17 protein-coding genes, 5 tRNA genes and 1 pseudogene are annotated in these 20,565 nt (G+C 70.3%); 13 read left to right on the top strand and 10 right to left on the bottom strand.

Translation table 11 applies throughout. The features are described from left to right. Positions 1 to 142 precede the first annotated feature (142 nt). From ACZ518_RS01020 to ACZ518_RS00985, 8 genes are all read right to left on the bottom strand, one after another. Positions 143 to 727: a GTP-binding protein gene (locus ACZ518_RS01020; RefSeq protein WP_007266770.1), complete on the bottom strand. Its 585-nt coding sequence runs from the start codon at positions 725 to 727 to the stop codon at positions 143 to 145. Continuing rightward, positions 708 to 1,262, bottom strand: coding sequence for a DUF742 domain-containing protein (locus ACZ518_RS01015; RefSeq protein ID WP_469110932.1), 555 nt, complete (start codon positions 1,260 to 1,262; stop codon positions 708 to 710). Before ACZ518_RS01015 ends, ACZ518_RS01020 begins: the two co-directional genes overlap by 20 nt. A 93-nt stretch (positions 1,263 to 1,355) precedes the next feature. Continuing rightward, complete coding sequence (locus ACZ518_RS01010; protein WP_007266772.1) at positions 1,356 to 1,769, bottom strand: roadblock/LC7 domain-containing protein; 414 nt, start codon at positions 1,767 to 1,769, stop codon at positions 1,356 to 1,358. 10 nt (positions 1,770 to 1,779) lie between these two features. After that, positions 1,780 to 4,983: a sensor histidine kinase gene (locus tag ACZ518_RS01005; protein WP_469110931.1), complete on the bottom strand. Its 3,204-nt coding sequence runs from the start codon at positions 4,981 to 4,983 to the stop codon at positions 1,780 to 1,782. A gap of 293 nt (positions 4,984 to 5,276) precedes the next feature. Continuing rightward, entirely contained in the window at positions 5,277 to 5,861 is a 585-nt protein-coding gene (locus ACZ518_RS01000; RefSeq protein ID WP_266573764.1) for a GTP-binding protein, read from the bottom strand. Next, the gene (locus ACZ518_RS00995) at positions 5,842 to 6,234 is read right to left on the bottom strand and encodes a DUF742 domain-containing protein (RefSeq protein ID WP_007266775.1); all 393 of its coding nucleotides are present in this window, start codon (positions 6,232 to 6,234) and stop codon (positions 5,842 to 5,844) included. Before ACZ518_RS00995 ends, ACZ518_RS01000 begins: the two co-directional genes overlap by 20 nt. Positions 6,235 to 6,382: 148 nt before the next feature. Beyond that, positions 6,383 to 6,796, bottom strand: a complete 414-nt coding sequence (locus ACZ518_RS00990; RefSeq protein ID WP_007266776.1) for a roadblock/LC7 domain-containing protein — start codon at positions 6,794 to 6,796, stop codon at positions 6,383 to 6,385. A gap of 9 nt (positions 6,797 to 6,805) precedes the next feature. Next, positions 6,806 to 10,507, bottom strand: a complete 3,702-nt coding sequence (locus ACZ518_RS00985) for a sensor histidine kinase (RefSeq protein WP_469110930.1) — start codon at positions 10,505 to 10,507, stop codon at positions 6,806 to 6,808. Positions 10,508 to 11,088: 581 nt separating this feature from the next. On the opposite strand from ACZ518_RS00985, the gene ACZ518_RS00980 reads away from it, so the two are divergent. From ACZ518_RS00980 to ACZ518_RS00940, 9 genes are all read left to right on the top strand, one after another. Then, the gene (locus ACZ518_RS00980; protein ID WP_469110929.1) at positions 11,089 to 11,274 is read left to right on the top strand and encodes a hypothetical protein; all 186 of its coding nucleotides are present in this window, start codon (positions 11,089 to 11,091) and stop codon (positions 11,272 to 11,274) included. Between the two features lie 111 nt (positions 11,275 to 11,385). Then, positions 11,386 to 12,174 (top strand): fumarylacetoacetate hydrolase family protein, encoded by a 789-nt coding sequence (locus ACZ518_RS00975; RefSeq protein ID WP_469110928.1) that lies wholly within the window; start codon positions 11,386 to 11,388, stop codon positions 12,172 to 12,174. Continuing rightward, a complete protein-coding gene (gene gltX, locus ACZ518_RS00970; protein WP_469110927.1) occupies positions 12,167 to 13,642 on the top strand; it encodes a glutamate--tRNA ligase in 1,476 nt (491 codons plus the stop codon). The genes ACZ518_RS00975 and gltX overlap by 8 nt, the downstream gene beginning before the upstream one ends. A gap of 188 nt (positions 13,643 to 13,830) precedes the next feature. Next, positions 13,831 to 14,559 (top strand): HAD family hydrolase, encoded by a 729-nt coding sequence (locus tag ACZ518_RS00965; protein ID WP_469110926.1) that lies wholly within the window; start codon positions 13,831 to 13,833, stop codon positions 14,557 to 14,559. 87 nt (positions 14,560 to 14,646) lie between these two features. Next, positions 14,647 to 14,718, top strand: a tRNA-Gln gene (locus tag ACZ518_RS00960). Between the two features lie 27 nt (positions 14,719 to 14,745). Beyond that, positions 14,746 to 14,818 (top strand) — tRNA-Glu (locus ACZ518_RS00955). 61 nt (positions 14,819 to 14,879) lie between these two features. After that, a tRNA-Glu gene (locus ACZ518_RS00950) sits at positions 14,880 to 14,955 on the top strand. Positions 14,956 to 14,977: 22 nt separating this feature from the next. After that, positions 14,978 to 15,049 (top strand) — tRNA-Gln (locus ACZ518_RS00945). A 21-nt stretch (positions 15,050 to 15,070) separates the two neighbouring features. Further along, positions 15,071 to 15,143 (top strand) — tRNA-Glu (locus ACZ518_RS00940). A gap of 168 nt (positions 15,144 to 15,311) precedes the next feature. Here the strand turns inward: ACZ518_RS00940 and ndgR are convergent. Continuing rightward, positions 15,312 to 16,028 carry an IclR family transcriptional regulator NdgR gene (gene ndgR, locus ACZ518_RS00935; RefSeq protein ID WP_007266782.1) on the bottom strand — a complete coding sequence of 239 codons (717 nt, stop codon included), beginning with the start codon at positions 16,026 to 16,028 and terminating at the stop codon, positions 15,312 to 15,314. A gap of 186 nt (positions 16,029 to 16,214) precedes the next feature. On the opposite strand from ndgR, the gene leuC reads away from it, so the two are divergent. The 4 genes from leuC (at position 16,215) to ACZ518_RS00915 (ending at position 19,432) form a co-directional block, all read left to right on the top strand. Then, positions 16,215 to 17,639: a 3-isopropylmalate dehydratase large subunit gene (gene leuC, locus ACZ518_RS00930; protein WP_469110925.1), complete on the top strand. Its 1,425-nt coding sequence runs from the start codon at positions 16,215 to 16,217 to the stop codon at positions 17,637 to 17,639. Positions 17,640 to 17,642: 3 nt separating this feature from the next. After that, the gene (leuD, locus tag ACZ518_RS00925; protein ID WP_469110924.1) at positions 17,643 to 18,236 is read left to right on the top strand and encodes a 3-isopropylmalate dehydratase small subunit; all 594 of its coding nucleotides are present in this window, start codon (positions 17,643 to 17,645) and stop codon (positions 18,234 to 18,236) included. A 137-nt stretch (positions 18,237 to 18,373) separates the two neighbouring features. After that, positions 18,374 to 18,601: an SCO5555 family protein gene (locus ACZ518_RS00920; RefSeq protein ID WP_007266785.1), complete on the top strand. Its 228-nt coding sequence runs from the start codon at positions 18,374 to 18,376 to the stop codon at positions 18,599 to 18,601. Between the two features lie 144 nt (positions 18,602 to 18,745). Further along, positions 18,746 to 19,432, top strand: a complete 687-nt coding sequence (locus tag ACZ518_RS00915) for an HU family DNA-binding protein (RefSeq protein WP_469110923.1) — start codon at positions 18,746 to 18,748, stop codon at positions 19,430 to 19,432. Between the two features lie 316 nt (positions 19,433 to 19,748). On the opposite strand, the pseudogene cofC reads toward ACZ518_RS00915, so the two are convergent. Further along, positions 19,749 to 20,399, bottom strand: a pseudogene (gene cofC / locus ACZ518_RS00910) (2-phospho-L-lactate guanylyltransferase); the annotation flags it as partial. Between the last annotated feature and the right edge of the window lie 166 nt (positions 20,400 to 20,565).

Genomic DNA, 20,565 nt, shown 5'->3' with positions numbered 1-20,565 from the left:
GGCCCCGCACCCTTTCGAGGTGCGGGGCCTTCCGCGTGCCCGCCCCCCGCACGGCCCGCCCCCGCACGGCACGTCCCGGGGTACGGCGAAGGCCCCCGTGTCCGGGACACGGGGGCCTTCGCCGTCGTTCGTTCCGCTCTGCTTACCGGAGCCGGGCCATGAGGGCGTGCTCGACGAGCGTGATGAGCGCGCTCTTGGCGTCCGCGCGGTGGCGGGCGTCGGTGGTGATGATGGGGGCGTCCGGGCCGATCTGGAGGGCCTCGCGGACTTCTTCGGGGGTGTAGGGCTGGTGTCCGTCGAAGCCGTTGAGGGCGATGACGAAGGGCAGGCCGCTGTTCTCGAAGTAGTCGACCGCGGGGAAGCAGTCGGCGAGGCGGCGGGTGTCGACGAGGACGACGGCGCCGATGGCGCCGCGTACGAGGTCGTCCCACATGAACCAGAAGCGGTCCTGTCCGGGGGTACCGAAGAGGTACAGGATCAGGTCCTGGTCCAGGGTGATGCGGCCGAAGTCCATGGCGACCGTGGTGGTCGTCTTGTCACCGGTGTGGGTGAGGTCGTCGATACCCGCGGAGGCGCTGGTCATGACGGCTTCGGTGCGCAGGGGGTTGATCTCGGAGACCGCGCCGACGAACGTGGTCTTGCCCACGCCGAAGCCGCCCGCCACCACGATCTTCGCGGAGGTGGTGGAGCGCGGAGCCGCTCCGCCGTTAGAGCTTGCGAAGTCCACTGAGCACCCTTTCGAGCAGTGTCACATCTGGCTGGCCGCCGGCAGACTCGTCGCCGCCGGGCTGGTGAATGGCGACAAGGCCCGCCTCCGCCAGGTCGGCGACGAGGATTCGGGCGACACCAAGAGGAATGGAGAGAAGTGCCGAGATCTCCGCGACGGATTTGATCTCCTGGCACAGGCGGCAGATGCGCTGGTGCTCGGGCAGCTGCCCTTGCAGACGAGCGGGATCCGCCGTGGTACTGACCAGCGCCTCGATGGCGAGCTGGTAGCGCGGCCGGGTACGGCCGCCGGTCATCGCGTACGGGCGCACCAGCGGGTTGTGCGCCTTCGGGGCCTGCGGCTGCGCTGCCCTGGGGGGCTGCTGCGGAAGCCGGTGGGGCGCCTGGGGCTGCTGGGGCTGGCCGTACGGCTGCTGGGCGTAGGGGTTGTGCTCCGGCACGGGCCGGCTGGGAGAGGAGGGGAAGTTGAAGCGGTTCTGGTCGTGCCCACCCTGCGGCTGCAGGCCGCCATAAGGATGTCCTCCGGGTGTTGTCACGTTTCCTCCTCCGACTCCAAGAACGCAGTACTCCCTGTGGAACCGCGCCACCGCACCCTACGGTGCGATGACGCGAAACGCACTGCCCGTTTGCTAGTTGAGAAGGCTTCCCTGCAGCTCCGCGCGGAGGTCCGGGGTGAGGACCGTGCCCGCCCGATCCACGAGGAGAGCCATCTCGTAGCCCACGAGGCCGATGTCGCACTCGGGGTGCGCGAGCACCGCGAGCGAGGATCCGTCGGAGACGGACATCAGGAAGAGGAACCCGCGGTCCATCTCCACAACGGTCTGGTTGACGGCGCCGCCCTCGAAGATCCGGGAGGCACCGGCGGTCAGCGAGGTCAGGCCGGAGGCCACGGCCGCCAGCTGATCGGCGCGGTCGCGCGGGAATCCGTCGGACATCGCCAGCAGAAGGCCGTCGGCGGAGACCACCACCGTGTGGGACACCCCAGGGGTGTTGTCCACGAAGTTGGTGATCAACCAGTTCAGGTTCTGCGCCGCCTGGCTCATCGCGCTCACACTAACGCTCCTGGTCATAGCTGTTACTTGACTGCTCGGAACCCGCGCTGCGTCCCTGCTGGACACCGCGTCGCAGGTTACTCAACCTGCCACGGACGTCCTCCGGGGCGCGGGAGACCTGGGGGCCTCCCTGCGGGGTCGTCTCCGCAGCGCCCTCGACCAGGTTGGCCTTGGGCACGCGCCGAGGGAGACCGGACGAGGTGACCCCGCCCGCCTTCGGCTCACGGAGCTTGCCGGCCTGCTGCCAGCGCTCGTCGTTCGTCGAGCGCCAGCCCCCGCCGGCTGCTGCCTCCTCCGGCTCCTGCTTCGGTTCGGCGGCCTGCTGCTGACGCTGCGGCCGCTGCTCGAAGAGGGATCCGGCGGACTCCGCTTCCTGCTGTGCCGGCTGCCACTGCTGCTGGCTGCCGCGTCGCGGCAGGCCCGCCCCGGTCAACTCGTGACCGGCGTCGGCAGCGGCGCCCGGACGGTCGAAGCCTACGCGGTCCACGGCCGGTTCGGGAGCGGAGGGGGATTCCGAATCGGTCCCGTAATCCTGCTGGTAGGAGCCCGGGTAGGTGTTCTGCCCGGGCCACTCGGCCTGCTGGGACTGGTCCTCGTAGCCACCGTCGTACGTCTGGGCGGGCTGCTGCCCGTCCTGGTAGCCGGACTCCGGATACGCGTAGCCCTGCTCCGGGAACGTCTCGTAGGCCCCCGGCTGCTGCTGGGCGTCGTACGGAGCCTCGTAGCCCTGCGCGGACTGCTGCTCGTAGCCCTGGTACTCCTGGTACCCGTGCTCCGGCTGGGGTTCCGAATACTCCTGCGCCTCGGGACCGGGGTACTGCTCCTGGTCCTGCGCCTGCGGGAAGTTGAGCTGCGCCTCCAGCGCGGCCCGGCGCTCCTCGCGGCCCAGGGACCGGCCGAGCGGGTCCGCGGGCTTCGCGTCGCCGCCCTGGGCGCCCGGGGCGTCGTAGGCGGAGTCGTCGAAGCCGAGCTCGGCGGCCGTCCGCAGCGGGGCGGCCTGCTGGGCCTGCTGCTGCGGAATGATCGAGGAGACGGTGAAGTCGTCTTCCGGGATGCCCTCGCCACCGCCACCGTGGGTGATGGCGTCGGGGAGCATGACCAGCGAGGTGGTGCCGGCCGCCTCGCCCGAGGGGCGCAGCTGGACGCGGATGCTGTGGCGGTCCGCCAGCCGGCCGACCACGAAGAGACCCATGCGCTGCGAGATCGCGGCGTCCACGGTCGGCGGGTTGGCCAGCTTGTGGTTGATGTCCGCGAAGTCCTCGGCCGTGAGGCCGATGCCCTTGTCGTGGATCTCGACCATGACGCGGCCGTCGGGCAGACGCGTGGCGGTGACGCGGACCTTGGTCTGCGGGGAGGAGAACGTGGTGGCGTTCTCCAGGAGCTCGGCGAGCAGGTGCACGAGGTCGGTCACGGCCTGGCCGTGGATCTCGGCCTCGGAGACGCCCGAGAGCTCGATGCGCTCGTACTGCTCCACCTCGGAGGAGGCGGCGCGCAGCACGTCGACGAGGGGCACCGGCTGGTCCCAGCGGCGGCCCGGGTTCTCACCCGCGAGGATGAGGAGGTTCTCGCCGTTGCGGCGCATACGGGTGGCCAGGTGGTCCAGGCGGAAGAGGTTCTCCAGCTGGTCCGGGTCGGCCTCGTTGTTCTCCAGGTCGGTGATGAGGGTCAGCTGGCCCTCGATCAGGGACTGGTTGCGCATGGAGAGGTTGGTGAAGATCGCGTTGACGTTCCCTCGCAGGAGCGCCTGCTCGGCGGCGAGCCGGACCGCTTCCTGGTGGACCTGGTCGAAGGCGCGGGCGACCTCGCCGATCTCGTCCCGGGAGGTGATCGGGATCGGCTGCACACGGGTGTCGACCTTGCCCGGGTCGGTGCGCGAGAGCTGGTCGACGAGCGCGGGCAGGCGCTGCTCGGCGATGTCGAAGGCGGAGCTGCGCAGACGGCGCATCGAGCGGCTCATCTGGCGGGCCATCATGGCGGCCAGGATGAAGGCGGCCAGCAGGGCCACGACCACGATCGCGCCGGTCAGGATGGCGTCGCCGCGCGACTTGTCGGAGACCGCGACGGCGTCCTTGACGGCCTTGTCGAGGAGGTCCTTCTCGATCTCGGCGTAGCCGTCGAACTTGGCGGTCGCGGCGGCCTGCCAGGCGGGGGCGGTGGTGCCGTTCAGGGCGAGCTTGGCGGGCTTCTCGCCGCCGGCTATCGCCTCGGTCATGCCGGTGAGGGCGGAGCCGTTCACCACGGGCGGAGCCTTGAAGACGGTGCCCGCCTGCTCTGCGGCCTGCTTGGCCTGGGCGAGCTTGGCGGCGCCCTCCTGGGACTTCTTGCCCATGACCTCCTTGAGCCGGTTGGTGTCCTCGTCGGTGCCGGCGGCGACGTACTCGCCGATGGCGATCTCTTCGAGGTAGGCGTAGGAGGAGAAGGCGACCAGCTGGGCCTTGCGGATTTCCTCGTTCTCGTTCGGGCGCACCAGCAGGTGCGTGCCGACGGAGCGCTGCAGCGAGTTCGCGGCCTTGGCCAGCTCGACCGCGTAGACCATGCGGCCGTAGCTGGTGACGTTTCCGGTGCCCAGGCCCAGTTCGTTGGAGAACTGCATGAGGTAGTGCTGGACCAGCACGTAGCCCTCTTCGGTCGGGATGGGGCCGGCCGAGGAGGGGAGGTTCTTCTTCTGGGTCTCCGGGACGGCGTAGGCCGTCTTGCGGACCTGCTCCAGCTTCGGCTCCTCCTGGCGGAAGAGTTCGAGGCGGCGCTCCAGGCCCTGCTTGGCCGGGAGGTCCTTCGCGGCCTGGGCGAACTTGGCCTTGGCCGCGTCCGTGGCCGCGTAGGCCTTCGTCACCGCGGCGTTGTTGCGGTCGCCCTTGAGGAGGGGCTCGGCGGTGAGGTCGCGCTCGTTGAGGAGGGCCTGGCCGTATTCGGCCGCGGCCTGGACGATCCGGGCGGTCTTCTCGGCGTCCTTGGCCTCGTTCCAGCTGTCGACCGAGCCCTTCACCTGGAAGCCGCCCATGACCAGTCCGACGAGGACGGGAACCATGAGGATGGCGTTCAGCTTGGTGGCCACCCGCCAGTTGCGGGGGGAGAGCCTGCTGGTGCTTCCGCTGCTTGTGGATGGTTCCACGGGCACGTCGACGGGCGACATGGCCGCGCGCGGCGGCGGGGTGAAGTTGCCTCGCGCGGGTTCATCCGCGGGGCTCGAGTTGCTTCGCCTCACTCGACCAACAACCTCTCGGCGGTGCTACTAGCTGGTTCGTTGAATTCCAGCACGGTTAAGTGCCGTGTTCCAAACAGTTGAATCCGGCCATTCCCAGAACCTTACGCCCCACATAAATCGGACATAAAGAGCGAGCTGCGGCAAAAATGGGGCCTGTCGTGCGCGCAGCGGCACCGACCGAACGCACGCTGTGTGCGGCCGGCGACAATTCACTGTCGAAACGTTATGAACGCGAGGGGCGGGCCGTGTTCGAGAACACAGCCCGCCCCTCGCGTATTGCCTTGTAATGCGTGTTACTTGAGCCGGGCCATGAGGGCGTGCTCGACGAGCGTGATGAGCGCGCTCTTGGCGTCCGCGCGGTGGCGGGCGTCGGTGGTGATGATGGGGGCGTCCGGGCCGATCTGCAGGGCCTCGCGGACCTCCTCCGGCGTGTACGGCTGGTGTCCCTCGAAGCCGTTGAGGGCCACGACGAACGGCAGGCCGCTGTTCTCGAAGTAGTCCACCGCGGGGAAGCAGTCCGCCAGGCGCCGCGTGTCGACCAGCACGATCGCGCCGATGGCGCCGCGTACGAGGTCGTCCCACATGAACCAGAAGCGGTCCTGTCCGGGGGTACCGAAGAGGTACAGGATCAGGTCCTGGTCCAGGGTGATGCGGCCGAAGTCCATGGCGACCGTGGTGGTCGTCTTGTCACCGGTGTGCGTGAGGTCGTCGATGCCCGCGCTCGCGGACGTCATCACGGCCTCGGTTCTCAGCGGATTGATCTCGGAGACCGCGCCGACGAACGTGGTCTTGCCCACGCCGAAGCCGCCCGCCACCACGATCTTCGCGGAGGTGGTGGAGCGAGGAGCCGCCCCACCGTCAGAGCTTGCGAAGTCCACTGAGAACCCTCTCGAGCAGCGTTACATCCGGCGTTCCGCCGGCCTCTCCATTGCCCGGCTGGTGGATGGCCACCATGCCGGCTTCCGCCAGGTCGGCGACGAGGATGCGGGCGACGCCGAGCGGCATCGAGAGCAGCGCGGAGACCTCCGCGACCGACTTCACCTCGCGGCACAGGGTGCAGATGCGCTGGTGCTCCGGCAGCAGGCCGGACAGGTGCATCGGGTCGGCCGTCGTGCTGACCAGCGCCTCGATGGCGAGCTGGTAGCGCGGACGGGTCCGGCCGCCGGTCATCGCGTACGGGCGGACGAGCGGCTGATCGCCTTCCGAGTACGAATCTCCGTACGCGTCGGGGTAGGCGGGGGGCGGGGTCATTGATCCTCCGGGCTGGACAGCAGTGGTCAGCGTGCCGTCTGACAGGGCGGCCGGTGGGGGGACATGACGGCCTGTCGGGGGTACTGGATTCCGGGTGTGCGGACCCGGTTCCCCGGCCGGAAGTACCGTCCGGCCGGGGAGGGGGGTGTCAGATGAGCAGGCTTCCCTGGAGCTCCGCGCGCAGGTCCGGGGTGAGGACGTTGCCGGCACGGTCAACGAGGAGGGCCATCTCGTAGCCGACGAGGCCGATGTCGCACTCGGGGTGCGCGAGCACGGCCAGCGAGGATCCGTCGGAGACGGACATCAGGAAGAGGAACCCGCGGTCCATCTCCACAACGGTCTGGTTGACGGCGCCGCCCTCGAAGATCCGGGAGGCACCGGCGGTCAGCGAGGTCAGGCCGGAGGCCACGGCCGCCAGCTGATCGGCGCGGTCACGGGGGAATCCTTCGGACATCGCCAGAAGGAGTCCGTCGGCGGAGACCACCACGGTGTGGGACACCCCGGGGGTGTTGTCCACGAAGTTGGTGATCAACCAGTTCAGGTTCTGTGCCGCCTGGCTCATCGAACTCAACTATCGCTCCTGCTGGTAAGTGGGGTCGATGTGGTAACTGCCGGTCGCGGGGCCGGTGGTGCCGGCCTGGCGGCCCTGCTGGATACCGCGACGGAGGTTGGTGAGACGGCCGCGGACGTCGTCCGGGGCACGCGACACCTGCGGGCCGGCCTGGGTTTCCGACTGCTGCTGCGCGGTACCCGCCACGAGGTTCGCACGCGGCACCCGGCGGGGCAGACCCGAGGTGGTGATCCCGCCGGCGGCGGGCTGGCGCACGCGCTCGGCCTGCCGCATCAGCTCGTCGTTCGGGGACGCCTTCCAGCTGACCGTCGGGCTGCTGCCGGTGACCGCCGCGGCGGGCTCGGCCGCGAGCTCCTGGCCGCGCTGCGGCAGCGACTGCTGCTGCGGGCGCTGGTGGGGAGCCGGGGCGACCGGGGCCGCCTGCAGGGGCTGGTGCGGCTGCTGGGGTACGGCCGGTCCCTGCCCGGCGGGCTGCTGCCCGCCCTGGTAGGACCAGTTCGAATCCAGCGACTGCGCCGGAGCCGGCAGGGCCTCCGGCTGGTACGCCTGCGGGAGGCGCGGGGCCTCGGCGCGCGGGGCCGGAGCCGGAGCGTAACCGCCGGGCTGCTGTGCCTGCTGCGCCTGCTGCTCACTGTAGCCGCCGACGCCGGGGCCGCCCGGGCGGGCGAACTGGCCGGTGGAGGACGGGTCCAGCGGACCCGCCTGCTGCGGCCGCTCGAACTGGCCGGTGCTGCCGCCCTGCGGGTACGGGGCGTTGAAGTCCGGGCGGGCGAACTCGGCCGTGGAGCCGGGGCCCGACAGCTCGTCGTGGCCGCGCGGGACCTCGTGGCCGCCCTGGGCCGCGGCGCCCCAGCTGGTGCCCTGCGGGGCAGGGGCAGGGGCAGGGGCCGGAGCCGGGGCCGCCGGACCGCCCGCGCCCGGGAGCTCCGGACGGGCGGCGCCGCCGTCGCGCGCCGGCAGCTGCGGCCGCCTGCGCTTGACGGGGGCACCGGGCTGCTGCTGGGGCCGGCCCTGCTGGGGCTGCTGCTGCGGGGCCTGGCCCTGCGGCTGCTGCGGCCGCTCGAAGCCGTTGCCCTGCTGCTGCGCGAACCCGCCCTGGGCACCGCCCTGCTGCGGGAAGCCGCCGGGACCGCCGGGACCGCCGGCCGGCCGCGCCTGCGGGCCGCCGGTCTGGCCGCGGGCGGGCAGCGGAGCGCCGCCGCCGAAGGCACCCTGGCCCTGGGACTGGCCCGTCGGGGCGGAGGGACCGCCCTGCGGACGGGGGCCCTGGCCCTGCGGGCGCTGCTGCTGGCCGGGGCCGCCGTCGCGTCCCGGCAGGGCGGCGCGCTGGCCGCCGCCGGCGACCTGGCCGCGCTGCGGGCCGGCGCCCACGGGGGGACGTGCGCCCGCACCGGGCACGGACGCCTGCTGGCCGCCGGGGGCACCCGGACCGCCGGGACCGCCCGGCGCACCGCCGGGACCGCCCTGGCCGCCCTGGCCCGGCATCGGACCCGGCTTCTTGCCGCCCTGGGCGACGTCCACCGGAAGCATGACGAGGGCCGTCGTACCGCCCGAGTCGGAGGGGCGCAGCTGGATGCGGATGCCGTGTCGCAGGGACAGGCGGCCGACCACGAACAGACCCATTCGACGGGACACCGAGACGTCCACGGTGGGCGGCGAGGCGAGCCGCTCGTTGATCGCGGCGAGGTCCTCGGGGGAGAGGCCGATGCCGGTGTCGTGGATCTCGACGAGCACGCGGCCGTCGGGCAGCGCGTGACCGGTGACCTTGACCTTGGTCTGCGGGGAGGAGAACGAGGTGGCGTTCTCCAGCAGCTCGGCGAGGAGGTGCACGAGGTCGTTGACGACGCGGCCGGCGACATCGGTGCCGGGCACCGCCGCCAGCTCGATGCGCTCGTACTGCTCCACCTCGGACGCGGCGGCGCGGAGCACGTCGACGAGCGGGACGGGGCGGGTCCACCGGCGGCCCGGCTCCTCGCCCGCGAGGACGAGGAGGTTTTCGCCGTTACGGCGCATGCGGGTCGCGAGGTGGTCGAGCTTGAAGAGCGAGGAGAGCTGGTCCGGGTCGGCCTCGCGCGACTCCAGTTCGGAGATGAGCGACAGCTGACGCTGGATGAGGCCCTGGGAACGGCGCGAGAGGTTGGTGAACATCGCGTTGACGTTGCCCCGGAGGAGGGCCTGCTCGGCGGCGAGGCGGACGGCCTCGCGGTGCACGTCGTCGAAGGCCGCGGCCACCTGGCCGATCTCGTCGCGGGTGTGCAGGCCGACGGACTCCACGGAGGTGTCCACGTCCTGGGGGTCCGACTCGGAGAGCTGCTTGACGAGCTCGGGCAGACGGTCCTGGGCGACGCGCGTCGCGGTGTCCTGCAGGCGGCGCAGCGAGCGGATCATGGACCGGGCCATGACGAAGGCGCCGATGAGGGAGACACCGAGGACGAGGAGGATCAGGGCACCGTTGATGATGGCGTCCTGCTGCGACTCGTTCTTGAGCTCGCGGGCCTTCTGCTCCATGTCCTCCAGCAGCGAGAGCTCGATCTGCTGCATCGCGCGGAGCTTGGTGTCGTCGGCGTCGTACCAGTCCATCCAGGAGCGGTTCTTCTCCTTGACGAACTGTCCCTGGGTGCTCAGCACGCGGCGGGCGTAGTGGTCGGCGCTGCCGATCTCGGAGTTGCCGTCGCCGAGGGAACTGAGGAGTTCCTCGGGCTTGCCCTGGTAGACGAGCTCGAAGGTCTTCTTCGCCTGGCTCTCACCGCGGAGGGCGGAGAGGGCGTAGAGGCGGTCGTTCTCCTCCAGCTTGCCCTGCTTGTCGCCGCTCTCGGGGAGCGAGGCGGCGATGATCGCGCGCTGGATGGACGCGTACTCCTTGGCGGAGGAGAACGCCGCCAGGGCGCGGGTGCGCTTGATCATCTCGGGGTTCGAGGTGGCCTGCGCCATGTCCTGCGAGAGCGAGAGCAGCGAGACGATCAGCGCGTTGTACTCGGTGACGGTCTGCTGGGCGCCGTTCTGGTACGCCTTCTTGCGGATGTCCTCGATGCCGGTGAGCTGGCGGCCGATCTGGAGGATGTTGTTGCGGATCGACTTGAGGGTCTCGTCCTTGTCCTCCGCGTTGTCGACCTTGTCGGTCGCGGCGGCGAAGGCCTTGGCGGCGGCGTCGGTCTGGTCGCGTACACCCTCGACGAGGCTGTTGGCCTTGCCGTCCTTGGTGAGCGACATCGGACCGGCCGACTTGTCCCGCTCCTCCTGGAGCATGGCGGCGAGGCTGGTCGCCTGGCGGGTCATCACCGTCAGCAGCTGCATGTGCTCCAGCTGCTGGATGTCCTCGAGCGAGTCGTTGATACGGAAGCCACCGAGCGAGGTGGCGGCGACGACGGGCAGGGTCAGCAGCGACACGAGTCGCGTGCTGATGCGCCAGTTCTGCATGGCGAGACGGGAACCGGGCCCGCTGGGGGCCTTGGGTATCGCCTCTTCGGTCGTGGGCGACTCGGCCTTGCCCTTGGCCCTGCTCGGCTTGACGGCCTTGCCGGGCTTCCCGGCCTTGCCGGACCTGCCACGGCCCTTCGCCTTCACCGAGGAGGTGTCGGGACCGGCTCCTTCGGCAGCCGGCCCGCGGTTCTGGGCGTGCTGGGGTGAGGAGCCACGGTCGATCCCGCCGCGCGGCTCCTGCTCCGCCGCAGCGCTGCCATCCCTCTTGAATCGTCCCTGCACTAGCGTCGCAACCTCTGGACCAGGCGCCCCGCCGGGTGAACGGCGGAACGGTGTCGAGTCTTGGGGCACTGACGGCCCCGTGATGGTCGTCGGTGACCGGCGCGTCTCCCTCTCCATTGCCGCCGCGCGCGGCGCTCTCTTGCGCCACCTGCGCGCCGGCTGATACCCGCGGCGGTCCCGCGAATTCCAGCACAGTGGGGGATCTCCAACAAGGTGCGCGTGTCGCCCCGGCGAGCCCGTCACGGCTTGTGGCGGGAGTGCTACGCGGCGTGGAGGCACTATGGGGAGGAAACGGACTTACGTCAACCAAAGCTTCGGTCCGGCAAGGTGTCCCAGTCGAGATGATCAGGAGCGGAATGGCGCATTCAGTGGCGCAATGTCCGTTTCGGCAGCCTCGATTGACCGCCCGTTATGCCGGTATTGCCCGGTCGCTGGTGAGCAAACTCACACGACTGTGGCCATTACTTACCGGTTCAGACGGGGATTCGGATGTTTAGCCTTGCCTGTTAAAGGGTTGGCGCCACATCCGGCGCATCCGACAACCCTCATCCCACGAAGCGACCCGAGGGCCCGAAACTCCGATGAAGACGACGATGATGTTCCGCAACATAGCCAACCCCCGCCGCACCACCCTCGCGCACCTGAAGGACGCCGAGGAGCTGCAGGCGGCGCCGGCCACCCCGGAGCACTCCGTCGACCTGCCGACGCAGACCGCGAACCCCCGCCGCACCGTCCTCATGGACGCGCCGGTCGCCGCAGCACGGTAATCCCTCCGCAGTAGTGGCTCCGTAAAGGAGCGCGAGGCGCCGCCGCCCACCGCGTTAGCCTGGACTCCGCAGACTCCAGCCAGCGGAAATACAGAGGGGCAGACGCAACACGTGCGCATCGCCAGGTTCTCGATCGACGGCAATGTCGCGTTCGGCGCGGTCGAGGGCAGCACTGCCCCCGGCGCCGAAGGTGAGCTCGTCCTCGACATCATCAAGGGCATCCCGTTCGCGGACTTCGAGCTCTCCGGCACGAAGGTCCCGCTGAGCAAGGTCCGGCTGCTGCCGCCCGTGCTCCCGAACAAGGTCGTGGCCGTCGGCCGCAACTACGCGGAGCACGCGGCGGAGCTGGGCAACCAGGTTCCGGACGCGCCCATCACCTTCTTCAAGCCCTCCACCTCCGTGGTCGGCCCGGGCGACCCGATCGTCTACCCCTCCTTCTCCCAGGACGTGCACCACGAGGCGGAGCTCGCCGTGGTCATCGGCCGCATGTGCCGCGAGGTCCCGAAGGAGCGCGTGAAGGACGTGATCCTCGGCTACACCTGCGCCAACGACGTCACCGCCCGCGACGTCCAGCAGCGCGAGAAGCAGTGGGCCCGGGCCAAGGGCTTCGACAGCGCCTGCCCCCTCGGCCCCTGGATCGAGACCGACCTGGACCCGGCCGACCTGACCATCCAGTGCACCGTCAACGGCGAACAGCGCCAGCTCGGCCGCACCAGCGACATGGTCCGCTCCATCGAGGACCTGGTCGTGCACATCAGCGAGGCCATGACGCTGCTCCCGGGCGACGTCATCCTCACGGGGACCCCGGCCGGAGTCGGCCCCCTCAACGTCGGCGACGAGGTCGCCGTCACCATCGAAGGCATCGGCACTCTCACCAACAAGGTGATCAAGCGTGGCTAACGCGAACGTCCGCGTACGTTTCTGTCCCTCCCCGACCGGCAACCCCCACGTGGGCCTGGTCCGCACCGCCCTCTTCAACTGGGCGTTCGCCCGCCACCACGGCGGTACGTTCGTCTTCCGCATCGAGGACACCGACGCGGCCCGCGACTCCGAGGAGTCGTACGAGCAGCTCCTCGACTCGCTGAAGTGGCTCGGCTTCACCTGGGACGAGGGCCCCGAGATCGGCGGCCCGCACGCCCCGTACCGCCAGTCCCAGCGCATGGACATCTACAAGGACGTCGCGCAGAAGCTCCAGGACGGCGGCTACGCCTACCACTGCTACTGCACCACCGAGGAGCTCGACACGCGCCGCGACGCCGCCCGCGCGGCCGGCAGGCCCTCCGGCTACGACGGCCAGTGCCGCGACCTCACCGCGGAGCAGAAGAGCGCGTACGAGGCCGAGGGCCGCACCTCGATCGTCCGCTTCCGGATGCCCGACGAGACCATCACCTTCACGGACCTGGTCCGCGGCGAGCTCTCCTTCACCCCGGAGAACGTGCCGGACTTCGGCATCGTCCGCGCGAACGGCGCCCCGCTGTACACGCTCGTCAACCCGGTCGACGACGCGCTGATGGAGATCACGCACGTCCTGCGCGGCGAGGACCTGCTGTCCTCCACCCCCCGCCAGATCGCCCTCTACAAGGCGCTGACCGAGCTGGGCGTCGCCAAGGCCACCCCGCAGTTCGGCCACCTGCCGTACGTGATGGGCGAGGGCAACAAGAAGCTCTCCAAGCGCGACCCGGAGTCCTCGCTCAACCTCTACCGCGAGCGCGGCTTCCTGCCCGAGGGCCTGCTGAACTACCTCTCGCTCCTCGGCTGGTCCTTCTCCAAGGACCAGGACATCTTCTCGATCGAGGAGATGGTGGCGAAGTTCGACATCGACGGCGTGAACGCCAACCCGGCGCGCTTCGACCTCAAGAAGTGCGAGGCGATCAACGCCGACCACATCCGCCGGATGGACCCCAAGGCCTTCGCGGACGCCTGCGAGCCGTGGCTGCGGGCCCCGCACGCCAACTGGGCGCCCGAGGACTTCGACGCCGAGGCCTGGGCCCGGATCGCGCCGCACGCCCAGACCCGGGTGACCGTCCTCTCGGACATCACCGCGAACGTGGACTTCCTCTTCCTGAAGGAGCCCGTCGAGGACCAGGCGTCCTGGGACAAGGCCATGAAGGGCGAGCCCGCGGCCCTGCTGACCACGGCGCGGGAGAACCTCTCCGCCGCCGACTGGTCGGACCCGGAGTCCCTCAAGCAGGCCGTCCTGACGGCCGGCGAGGCGCACGGCCTCAAGCTCGGCAAGGCCCAGGCCCCGGTCCGCGTGGCCGTCACCGGCCGCACCGTCGGCCTGCCGCTCTTCGAGTCCCTGGAGATCCTGGGCAAGGAGCGCTCGCTGGCGCGCATCGACGCGACCCTGGCGAAGCTCTCCGCCTGACCCGCACCACCCCGTGGGGGCGGCAGCCGACCCGGCTGCCGCCCCCACGGCGTTCCGGGCCCGTCGGGTGCGGTGAGAACGGCCGCACCCGCCGCACCCGTCACGGCCCCGGGCGGGCCGTGACGCGCCTCACGCGGACTTCGCCGACGGCCCCACGCGGGACCCGCCGACGGCGTAGGCTCGCCCGTATGCCGATCCGCGCAGTGCTGTGGGACATCGACGACACCCTGTTCGACTACACGGGGGCCGATGCGGCCGGCCTGGCCGCCCACCTGCGCGACGAGGGGCTCGGGGAGCGCTACGGATCCCCGCACGAGGCCCTGGCCCTCTGGCGCCGGATCACGGAGCTGAACTGGGCCCGCTTCTCCGCCGGCGAGGTCACCTTCCAGGGCCAGCGGCAGGACAGGGTGCGGGACTTCCTCGGCAGGCCCGCCATGACGGCACCGCAGGCCGACGCCTGGTTCGACCGCTACGTGAAGCACTACCAGGCCGCCTGGGCGCTCTTCCCGGACGTCCTGCCCGTCCTGGACGCCCTCGCCGGCACCCACCGGCACGGGGTGCTCTCCAACTCCTCCGCCGCCAACCAGGACCCCAAGCTGCGCCACCTCGGACTGCGCGACCGCTTCGAGGTGCTGGTCTGCGCCGCCGAGCTGGGGGTGAGCAAGCCCGACGCCGCCGCCTTCCTGGCCGCCTGCGAGGCGCTGGCGCTGCCCCCGGGGCAGGTCGCGTACGTCGGCGACCAGCCGGAGATCGACGCGCGCGGCGCGCGGGACGCCGGACTGACGGCCGTCTGGCTCGACAGACAGGGCGGCAGGGGGCCCGGTCCCGTGGGCGTACACAGGATCGAGGGGCTCGACCGGCTGCCCGGGCTGCTGGCCGCCGATACCCGTTTTGGAGCACGGTCAGGCATCCGGTAATGTTCTTTCTGCGCCGGGGAACGGGCCGAAAGGCCGGAAACCACAGGCGCTAACCAAACGAAAGGCCCCCAGGGGCTTGAAGTTCGGTGGGCTATAGTGTAATTGGCAACACGAGGGTTTCTGGTTCCCTTATTCTAGGTTCGAGTCCTGGTAGCCCAGCGCAGTGCAGCAGTAACGCAGTGCTTTGCCCCCGTTGTGTAGCGGCCTAGCACGCCGCCCTCTCAAGGCGGTAGCGCCGGTTCGAATCCGGTCGGGGGTACAGATCCTTCCCGCGGGATCTCCAGGGTCGCTCCCGGAGATCTTGATGCAGGATCGCTAGGGCCCCCGTTGTGTAGCGGCCTAGCACGCCGCCCTCTCAAGGCGGTAGCGCCGGTTCGAATCCGGTCGGGGGTACCAAGGTCTGGCAGGTCTAGACCATTGGGCTATAGTGTAATTGGCAACACGAGGGTTTCTGGTTCCCTTATTCTAGGTTCGAGTCCTGGTAGCCCAGCGCAGTACCGCAGTAAAGCTAGCCCCCGTTGTGTAGCGGCCTAGCACGCCGCCCTCTCAAGGCGGTAGCGCCGGTTCGAATCCGGTCGGGGGTACAAGAGGAGAGGCCCTCCGCGATCATCGCGGAGGGCCTCTTCCGTGTTTCCGGGACCGTGCCGGGCCGGCCGTCGCCGGGGTACAAGTACGGGCCCGGAGGCGCGAGTTCGGACGTGTGCGGCGTCGTACGCGCCCCCGGACCCGGGGGTTGGTCAAGCAGGGCAGGTTCAGCCGGAGCGGCGCAGGGCCTCCGTCAGGCGGGCGGCCGCGTCGATGACGGCCTGGGCGTGCATGCGCCCCGGGTGGCGGGTCAGGCGCTCGATCGGCCCGGAGACCGACACGGAGGCCACCACGCGGTTCGAGGGGCCCCGTACGGGCGCCGAGACGGACGCCACGCCGGGCTCCCGCTCGCCGATCGACTGGGCCCAGCCGCGGCGGCGCACGCCGGACAGGGCCGTGGCCGTGAAGCGCGCGCCCTGCAGGCCGCGGTGGAGCCGCTCGGGCTCCTCCCAGGCCATCAGGATCTGCGCGGCCGATCCCGCCTTCATCGGGAGCGTGGAGCCCACCGGGACGGTGTCCCGAAGGCCCGACAGCCGCTCGGCGGCCGCCACGCAGATGCGCATGTCGCCCTGGCGGCGGTAGAGCTGCGCGCTCTCGCCCGTCACGTCACGGAGGTGTGTGAGCACCGGTCCGGCCGTCGCCAGCAGGCGGTCCTCGCCGGCCGCGGCGGCAAGCTCTGCCAGCCGCGGGCCGAGGATGAACCGGCCCTGCATGTCCCTCGCCACCATCCGGTGGTGTTCCAGTGCCACGGCCAGGCGATGTGCCGTGGGTCGTGCGAGCCCTGTCGCCGCGACCAGCCCGGCGAGGGTGGCCGGACCGGACTCCAGTGCGCTCAGTACCAGAGCTGCCTTGTCGAGAACGCCGACGCCGCTAGAGTTGTCCATGAAACGATATTCACGTCTCACACTGTGAAACGCAAGTTCAAATTTTCCAAGAACGAGCGAGTCTGTATGTGCGGGTCCACGAACCACTGGGTCCGAGCCGTCGTTCCGCGGGTGGGGTAGCGGGCGATCAGGCGCACCAGATCTCTAAATAAGCGCCGGCACAACCGGCCGGCCGGAGGGAAAGCGATGGGTAGGACACTCGCGGAGAAGGTCTGGGACGACCACGTCGTCCGGCGCGCCGAGGGCGAGCCCGATCTCCTCTTCATTGATCTCCACCTGCTGCACGAGGTGACCAGCCCCCAGGCCTTCGACGGTCTGCGCCAGGCCGGCCGCAAGGTCCGCCGTCTGGACCTCACCATCGCGACCGAGGACCACAACACCCCCACCCTCGACATCGACAAGCCGATCGCCGACCCGGTCTCCCGGGCCCAGCTGGAGACGCTGCGCAAGAACTGCGCCGAGTTCGGTGTCCGGCTGCACTCGCTCGGTGACGTCGAGCAGGGTGTCGTCCACGTCGTGGGACCCCAGCTGGGTCTGACCCAGCCGGGCACGACCGTGGTCTGCGGCGACTCGCACACGTCCACGCACGGCGCCTTCGGCGCGCTGGCCTTCGGCATCGGCACCAGCCAGGTCGAGCACGTGCTGGCCACCCAGACGCTGCCGCTGGCCCGCCCCAAGACGATGGCCATCACCGTCACCGGCGAGCTGGCCGAGGGCGTCACCGCCAAGGACCTGATCCTGGCGATCATCGCCAAGATCGGCACCGGCGGCGGCCAGGGCTACATCCTGGAGTACCGCGGGGCGGCCGTCGAGAAGCTCTCGATGGAAGCCCGCATGACCATCTGCAACATGTCGATCGAGGCCGGCGCCCGGGCGGGCATGATCGCCCCCGACCAGACCACCTTCGACTACCTGGAGGGCCGCGACCACGCCCCGACGGGCGAGGACTGGGACGCGGCGGTCGCCTACTGGAAGACGCTGCGCACCGACGAGGACGCCGTCTTCGACGCCGAGGTCGTCATCGACGGCTCCTCCCTGTCCCCGTTCGTCACCTGGGGCACCAACCCGGGCCAGGGCGCGCCGCTGTCGGCCAACGTCCCCGACCCGGCTTCGTACGAGGACGCTTCGGAGCGCCTGGCCGCCGAAAAGGCCCTGGAGTACATGGGGTTGACGGCCGGGCAGCCGCTGCGCGAGATCAAGGTCGACACCGTCTTCGTAGGTTCCTGCACCAACGGCCGCATCGAGGACCTGCGCGCCGTCGCGGGCATCATCGGGGGCCGCAAAGTCGCCGACGGCGTACGGATGCTGGTGGTCCCGGGCTCGGTCCGGGTCGCCCTGCAGGCCGTGGAAGAGGGCCTGGACAAGGTCTTCAAGGAGGCCGGCGCCGAATGGCGGCACGCGGGCTGCTCGATGTGCCTGGGCATGAACCCCGACCAACTGGCCCCCGGTGAGCGTTCCGCGTCCACCTCCAATCGCAACTTCGAGGGCCGGCAGGGCAAGGGCGGGCGCACCCACCTGGTCTCCCCGCAGGTGGCCGCCGCCACCGCGGTGCTGGGCCATCTGGCCTCGCCCGCCGACCTGTCCGCCGCCGACGCGACCGCCGGAGTCTGAACCATGGAAGCCTTCACCACCCACACCGGCCGGGCCGTTCCGCTGCGCCGCAGCAACGTCGACACCGACCAGATCATCCCGGCCCACTGGCTGAAGAAGATCACCCGCGACGGGTTCGAGGACGGGCTCTTCGAGGCCTGGCGCAAGGACCCGGAGTTCGTCACCAACCGCCCCGAGCGGGCAGGCGCGACCGTCCTGGTCGCCGGTCCCGACTTCGGCACCGGCTCCTCGCGCGAACACGCCGTATGGGCCCTGCAGAACTTCGGTTTCAAGACGGTCATCTCCTCCCGCTTCGCCGACATCTTCCGCGGCAACTCGCTGAAGAACGGTCTGCTGACCGTCGTCCTGCCGCAGGAGACCGTCGACCGGCTGTGGGAGCTGACCGAGGCCGACCCCACCGCCGAGGTCACCGTCGACCTGGTCGACCGCAAGGTCCGAGCCGAGGGGATCGAGGCGGAGTTCGAGCTCGACGACAACGCCCGCTGGCGTCTGCTGGAGGGCCTGGACGACATCTCGCTCACCCTTCAGAACGAAGCCGACATCGATGCGTACGAAAGCGGCCGGCCGTCCTTCAAGCCGAGCACCATTCGGCACTGATTCCTGCCTGATCAGCGCTTATTCACCCTTGGGTGATCACATCGACAACACTGTGCCCCCCGCCTTCCGGCGGGGGGCACAGCCGTATGTTGAGGCCCCGTGAGGCGACAACTCGCCCCAGATGGCACAATCTGTGCATGGAACGCGACAGTCAACTCGAGCTCTACGAGCTCGTCGCGGACCGTTTGAAAGAAGCACACGCAAGGGTGCGCGCACTGCAAGTCCCGGAGGGCGTAAGGATGACGCTGTCCCGGAAGCTGTTGGTCGTCACTGCCGCGGCGAAGCACGATCTCGCCGACGCGGCAAGGCGCCTGGACAGGTTGATGAAGGACCTCGACGAGGGTCGATTCCCTGAAGGCGACTGATGCGAAGGAACTCCGTAACGGCCTACATCGTTGCGGCACTAGGGTGATTAGCCCGTTTCGTGTTTGATTTGCGGTATATATCCGCCTAACGTGCGAAATAAGCTTGAACACATTCGTTCTGGCGATGTCTCCGAAGGGGAAGACGTGAACAAGGCGCAGCTCGTAGAAGCGATTGCCGACAAGCTGGGCGGCCGCCAGCAGGCCGCGGACGCCGTCGACGCGGTACTGGACGCCATGGTCCGCGCGGTCGTCGCGGGCGACCGGGTCTCGGTCACGGGCTTCGGCTCGTTCGAGAAGGTCGACCGTCCGGCCCGCTACGCCCGCAACCCGCAGACGGGTGAGCGCGTCCGGGTCAAGAAGACCTCCGTCCCCCGCTTCCGCGCGGGTCAGGGCTTCAAGGACCTGGTCAGCGGCACCAAGAAGCTCCCCAAGGGCGACGAGGTCGCCGTGAAGAAGGCCCCGAAGGGCAGCCTGACCGGCGGCGCGTCCGCCACGGTCAAGAAGGCCGCCGCGAAGAAGGCCACCACGGCGAAGAAGGCCGCCGCGAAGACCACGGCCGCGAAGAAGACCGTGGCGAAGAAGGCCGTCGCGAAGAAGGCCGCGACGACCGTCAAGAAGACCGCGGCGAAGACCACGGTCGCGAAGAAGGCCACGGCCACCGCCAAGAAGGCCGCCCCGGCCAAGAAGGCGGCGACGGCGGCCAAGAAGACCACCGCCACCGCGAAGAAGACCGCCCCGGCGGCCAAGAAGGCCACCGCGACGAAGGCGCCCGCCAAGAAGACGGCGACGCGCAAGGCCACCGCGAAGAAGACCACCGCCCGCAAGAAGTGAAGTAAGGGCACGGGTTACACACGCCGGGCCGGCTTCCCCACCGGGGGAGGCCGGCCCGCGGTGCGTTCCTTCGCAGGTCACGGGCCTGTCGGCAGGCCCGGCACGGGGGTCAGAAGGTCTGCAGGGTCACCAGCGTGATGCGCAGGGCCGGGCCCTCGCCGTCCGTCTCGATGCGGACCCGCTGCCCGGGCCGCAGCAGCCGCAGGCCCCCCGCGTCGAAGGCCGCGGCCTCGAAGGGCACCGGGGTGCCGTCGTCCAGCAGCACACTGCCGCTGCGGGTCTGGGAGTCGTACGTGTACGCGGTCGCCTGCATACGGGAACTGTATCGGGCCGTGTGCCGCCCGACCCCGAGGGCCAGGGCCGTGCGCAGGTCCGCTCCCGTGTCCACGTCGCGGCGCACGCTCTCCACGTCCGGGAGGGCTATTTCCACCGCCCCCGAGGCCGAATGCCGGGCCCGGGAGGGGCCGCCGAACGAAGGTGCCAATTCCACGTCGGGAGCCGCGGAAAGCAGGGTCGTGCCGATTCCGGCCGCATCCGCCAGAAATGCCCGGGGAAAATGCCCCGCGATATCGAGCACACGTAGCAATTCCGGCGCCCGCAGGGCCGGCAGGTCGGCGTTCATCGCGGCCACCGCGGCCCCGGGCCGCCCCGCCCGAACCGCCCGCGCCCCGTGGTCCAGCGCGGCGTTGAGCCCCGCTCCGGGGGCGTCCGGCAGGATCCGCGCCCCCAGCCGCGCCAGCTCCGCACCCGCCACGGCGTCGTCCGTGACGACCACCACATCCGCGACCGAGGCGCAGTCCAGCGCCCCTGCCACGGTGTCCTGGGCGAAGGCCAGCGCCAGTCCGGGCCGGGACCCGCCCACGGCCGCCGCGAGACGGCTCTTGGCCAGCGCCAGGGGCTTCAGCGGGACCACCAGGCTCCATGCGGCGTTCGTGGCGGCCCCCTTCACTACGGTGCGCGGCGGCACCCGCCCGACCCATCGGCAGGTCACGGCCCGGTCATCCCTCGGCCCATTGTCGCCCCCGGACGGCCGCAGGGGGGCTTCGTGGTCCGAGCGGGGCGTACGGTGTCCTCGACAGAGGCCGGACCCGCAGCGACACTTGTCCGGCCCACAAGGTGCCCAAGCCGCGCAC

Source organism: Streptomyces sp. NPDC033966 (assembly GCF_055575955.1).
Note: the sequence above shows the minus strand (reverse complement) of the source record. Positions and strands in the feature narration are given on the sequence as shown.

Coding starts and splice junctions, on each gene's coding strand:
- ACZ518_RS01010 (WP_007266772.1), bottom strand. CDS start 1,769: ATGAGCCAGGCGGCGCAGAACCTGAACTGGTTGATCACCAACTTCGTG.
- ACZ518_RS00995 (WP_007266775.1), bottom strand. CDS start 6,234: ATGACCCCGCCCCCCGCCTACCCCGACGCGTACGGAGATTCGTACTCG.
- ACZ518_RS00990 (WP_007266776.1), bottom strand. CDS start 6,796: ATGAGCCAGGCGGCACAGAACCTGAACTGGTTGATCACCAACTTCGTG.
- ACZ518_RS00980 (WP_469110929.1), top strand. CDS start 11,089: ATGAAGACGACGATGATGTTCCGCAACATAGCCAACCCCCGCCGCACC.
- ACZ518_RS00965 (WP_469110926.1), top strand. CDS start 13,831: ATGCCGATCCGCGCAGTGCTGTGGGACATCGACGACACCCTGTTCGAC.
- ndgR (WP_007266782.1), bottom strand. CDS start 16,028: ATGGACAACTCTAGCGGCGTCGGCGTTCTCGACAAGGCAGCTCTGGTA.
- leuC (WP_469110925.1), top strand. CDS start 16,215: ATGGGTAGGACACTCGCGGAGAAGGTCTGGGACGACCACGTCGTCCGG.
- leuD (WP_469110924.1), top strand. CDS start 17,643: ATGGAAGCCTTCACCACCCACACCGGCCGGGCCGTTCCGCTGCGCCGC.
- ACZ518_RS00920 (WP_007266785.1), top strand. CDS start 18,374: ATGGAACGCGACAGTCAACTCGAGCTCTACGAGCTCGTCGCGGACCGT.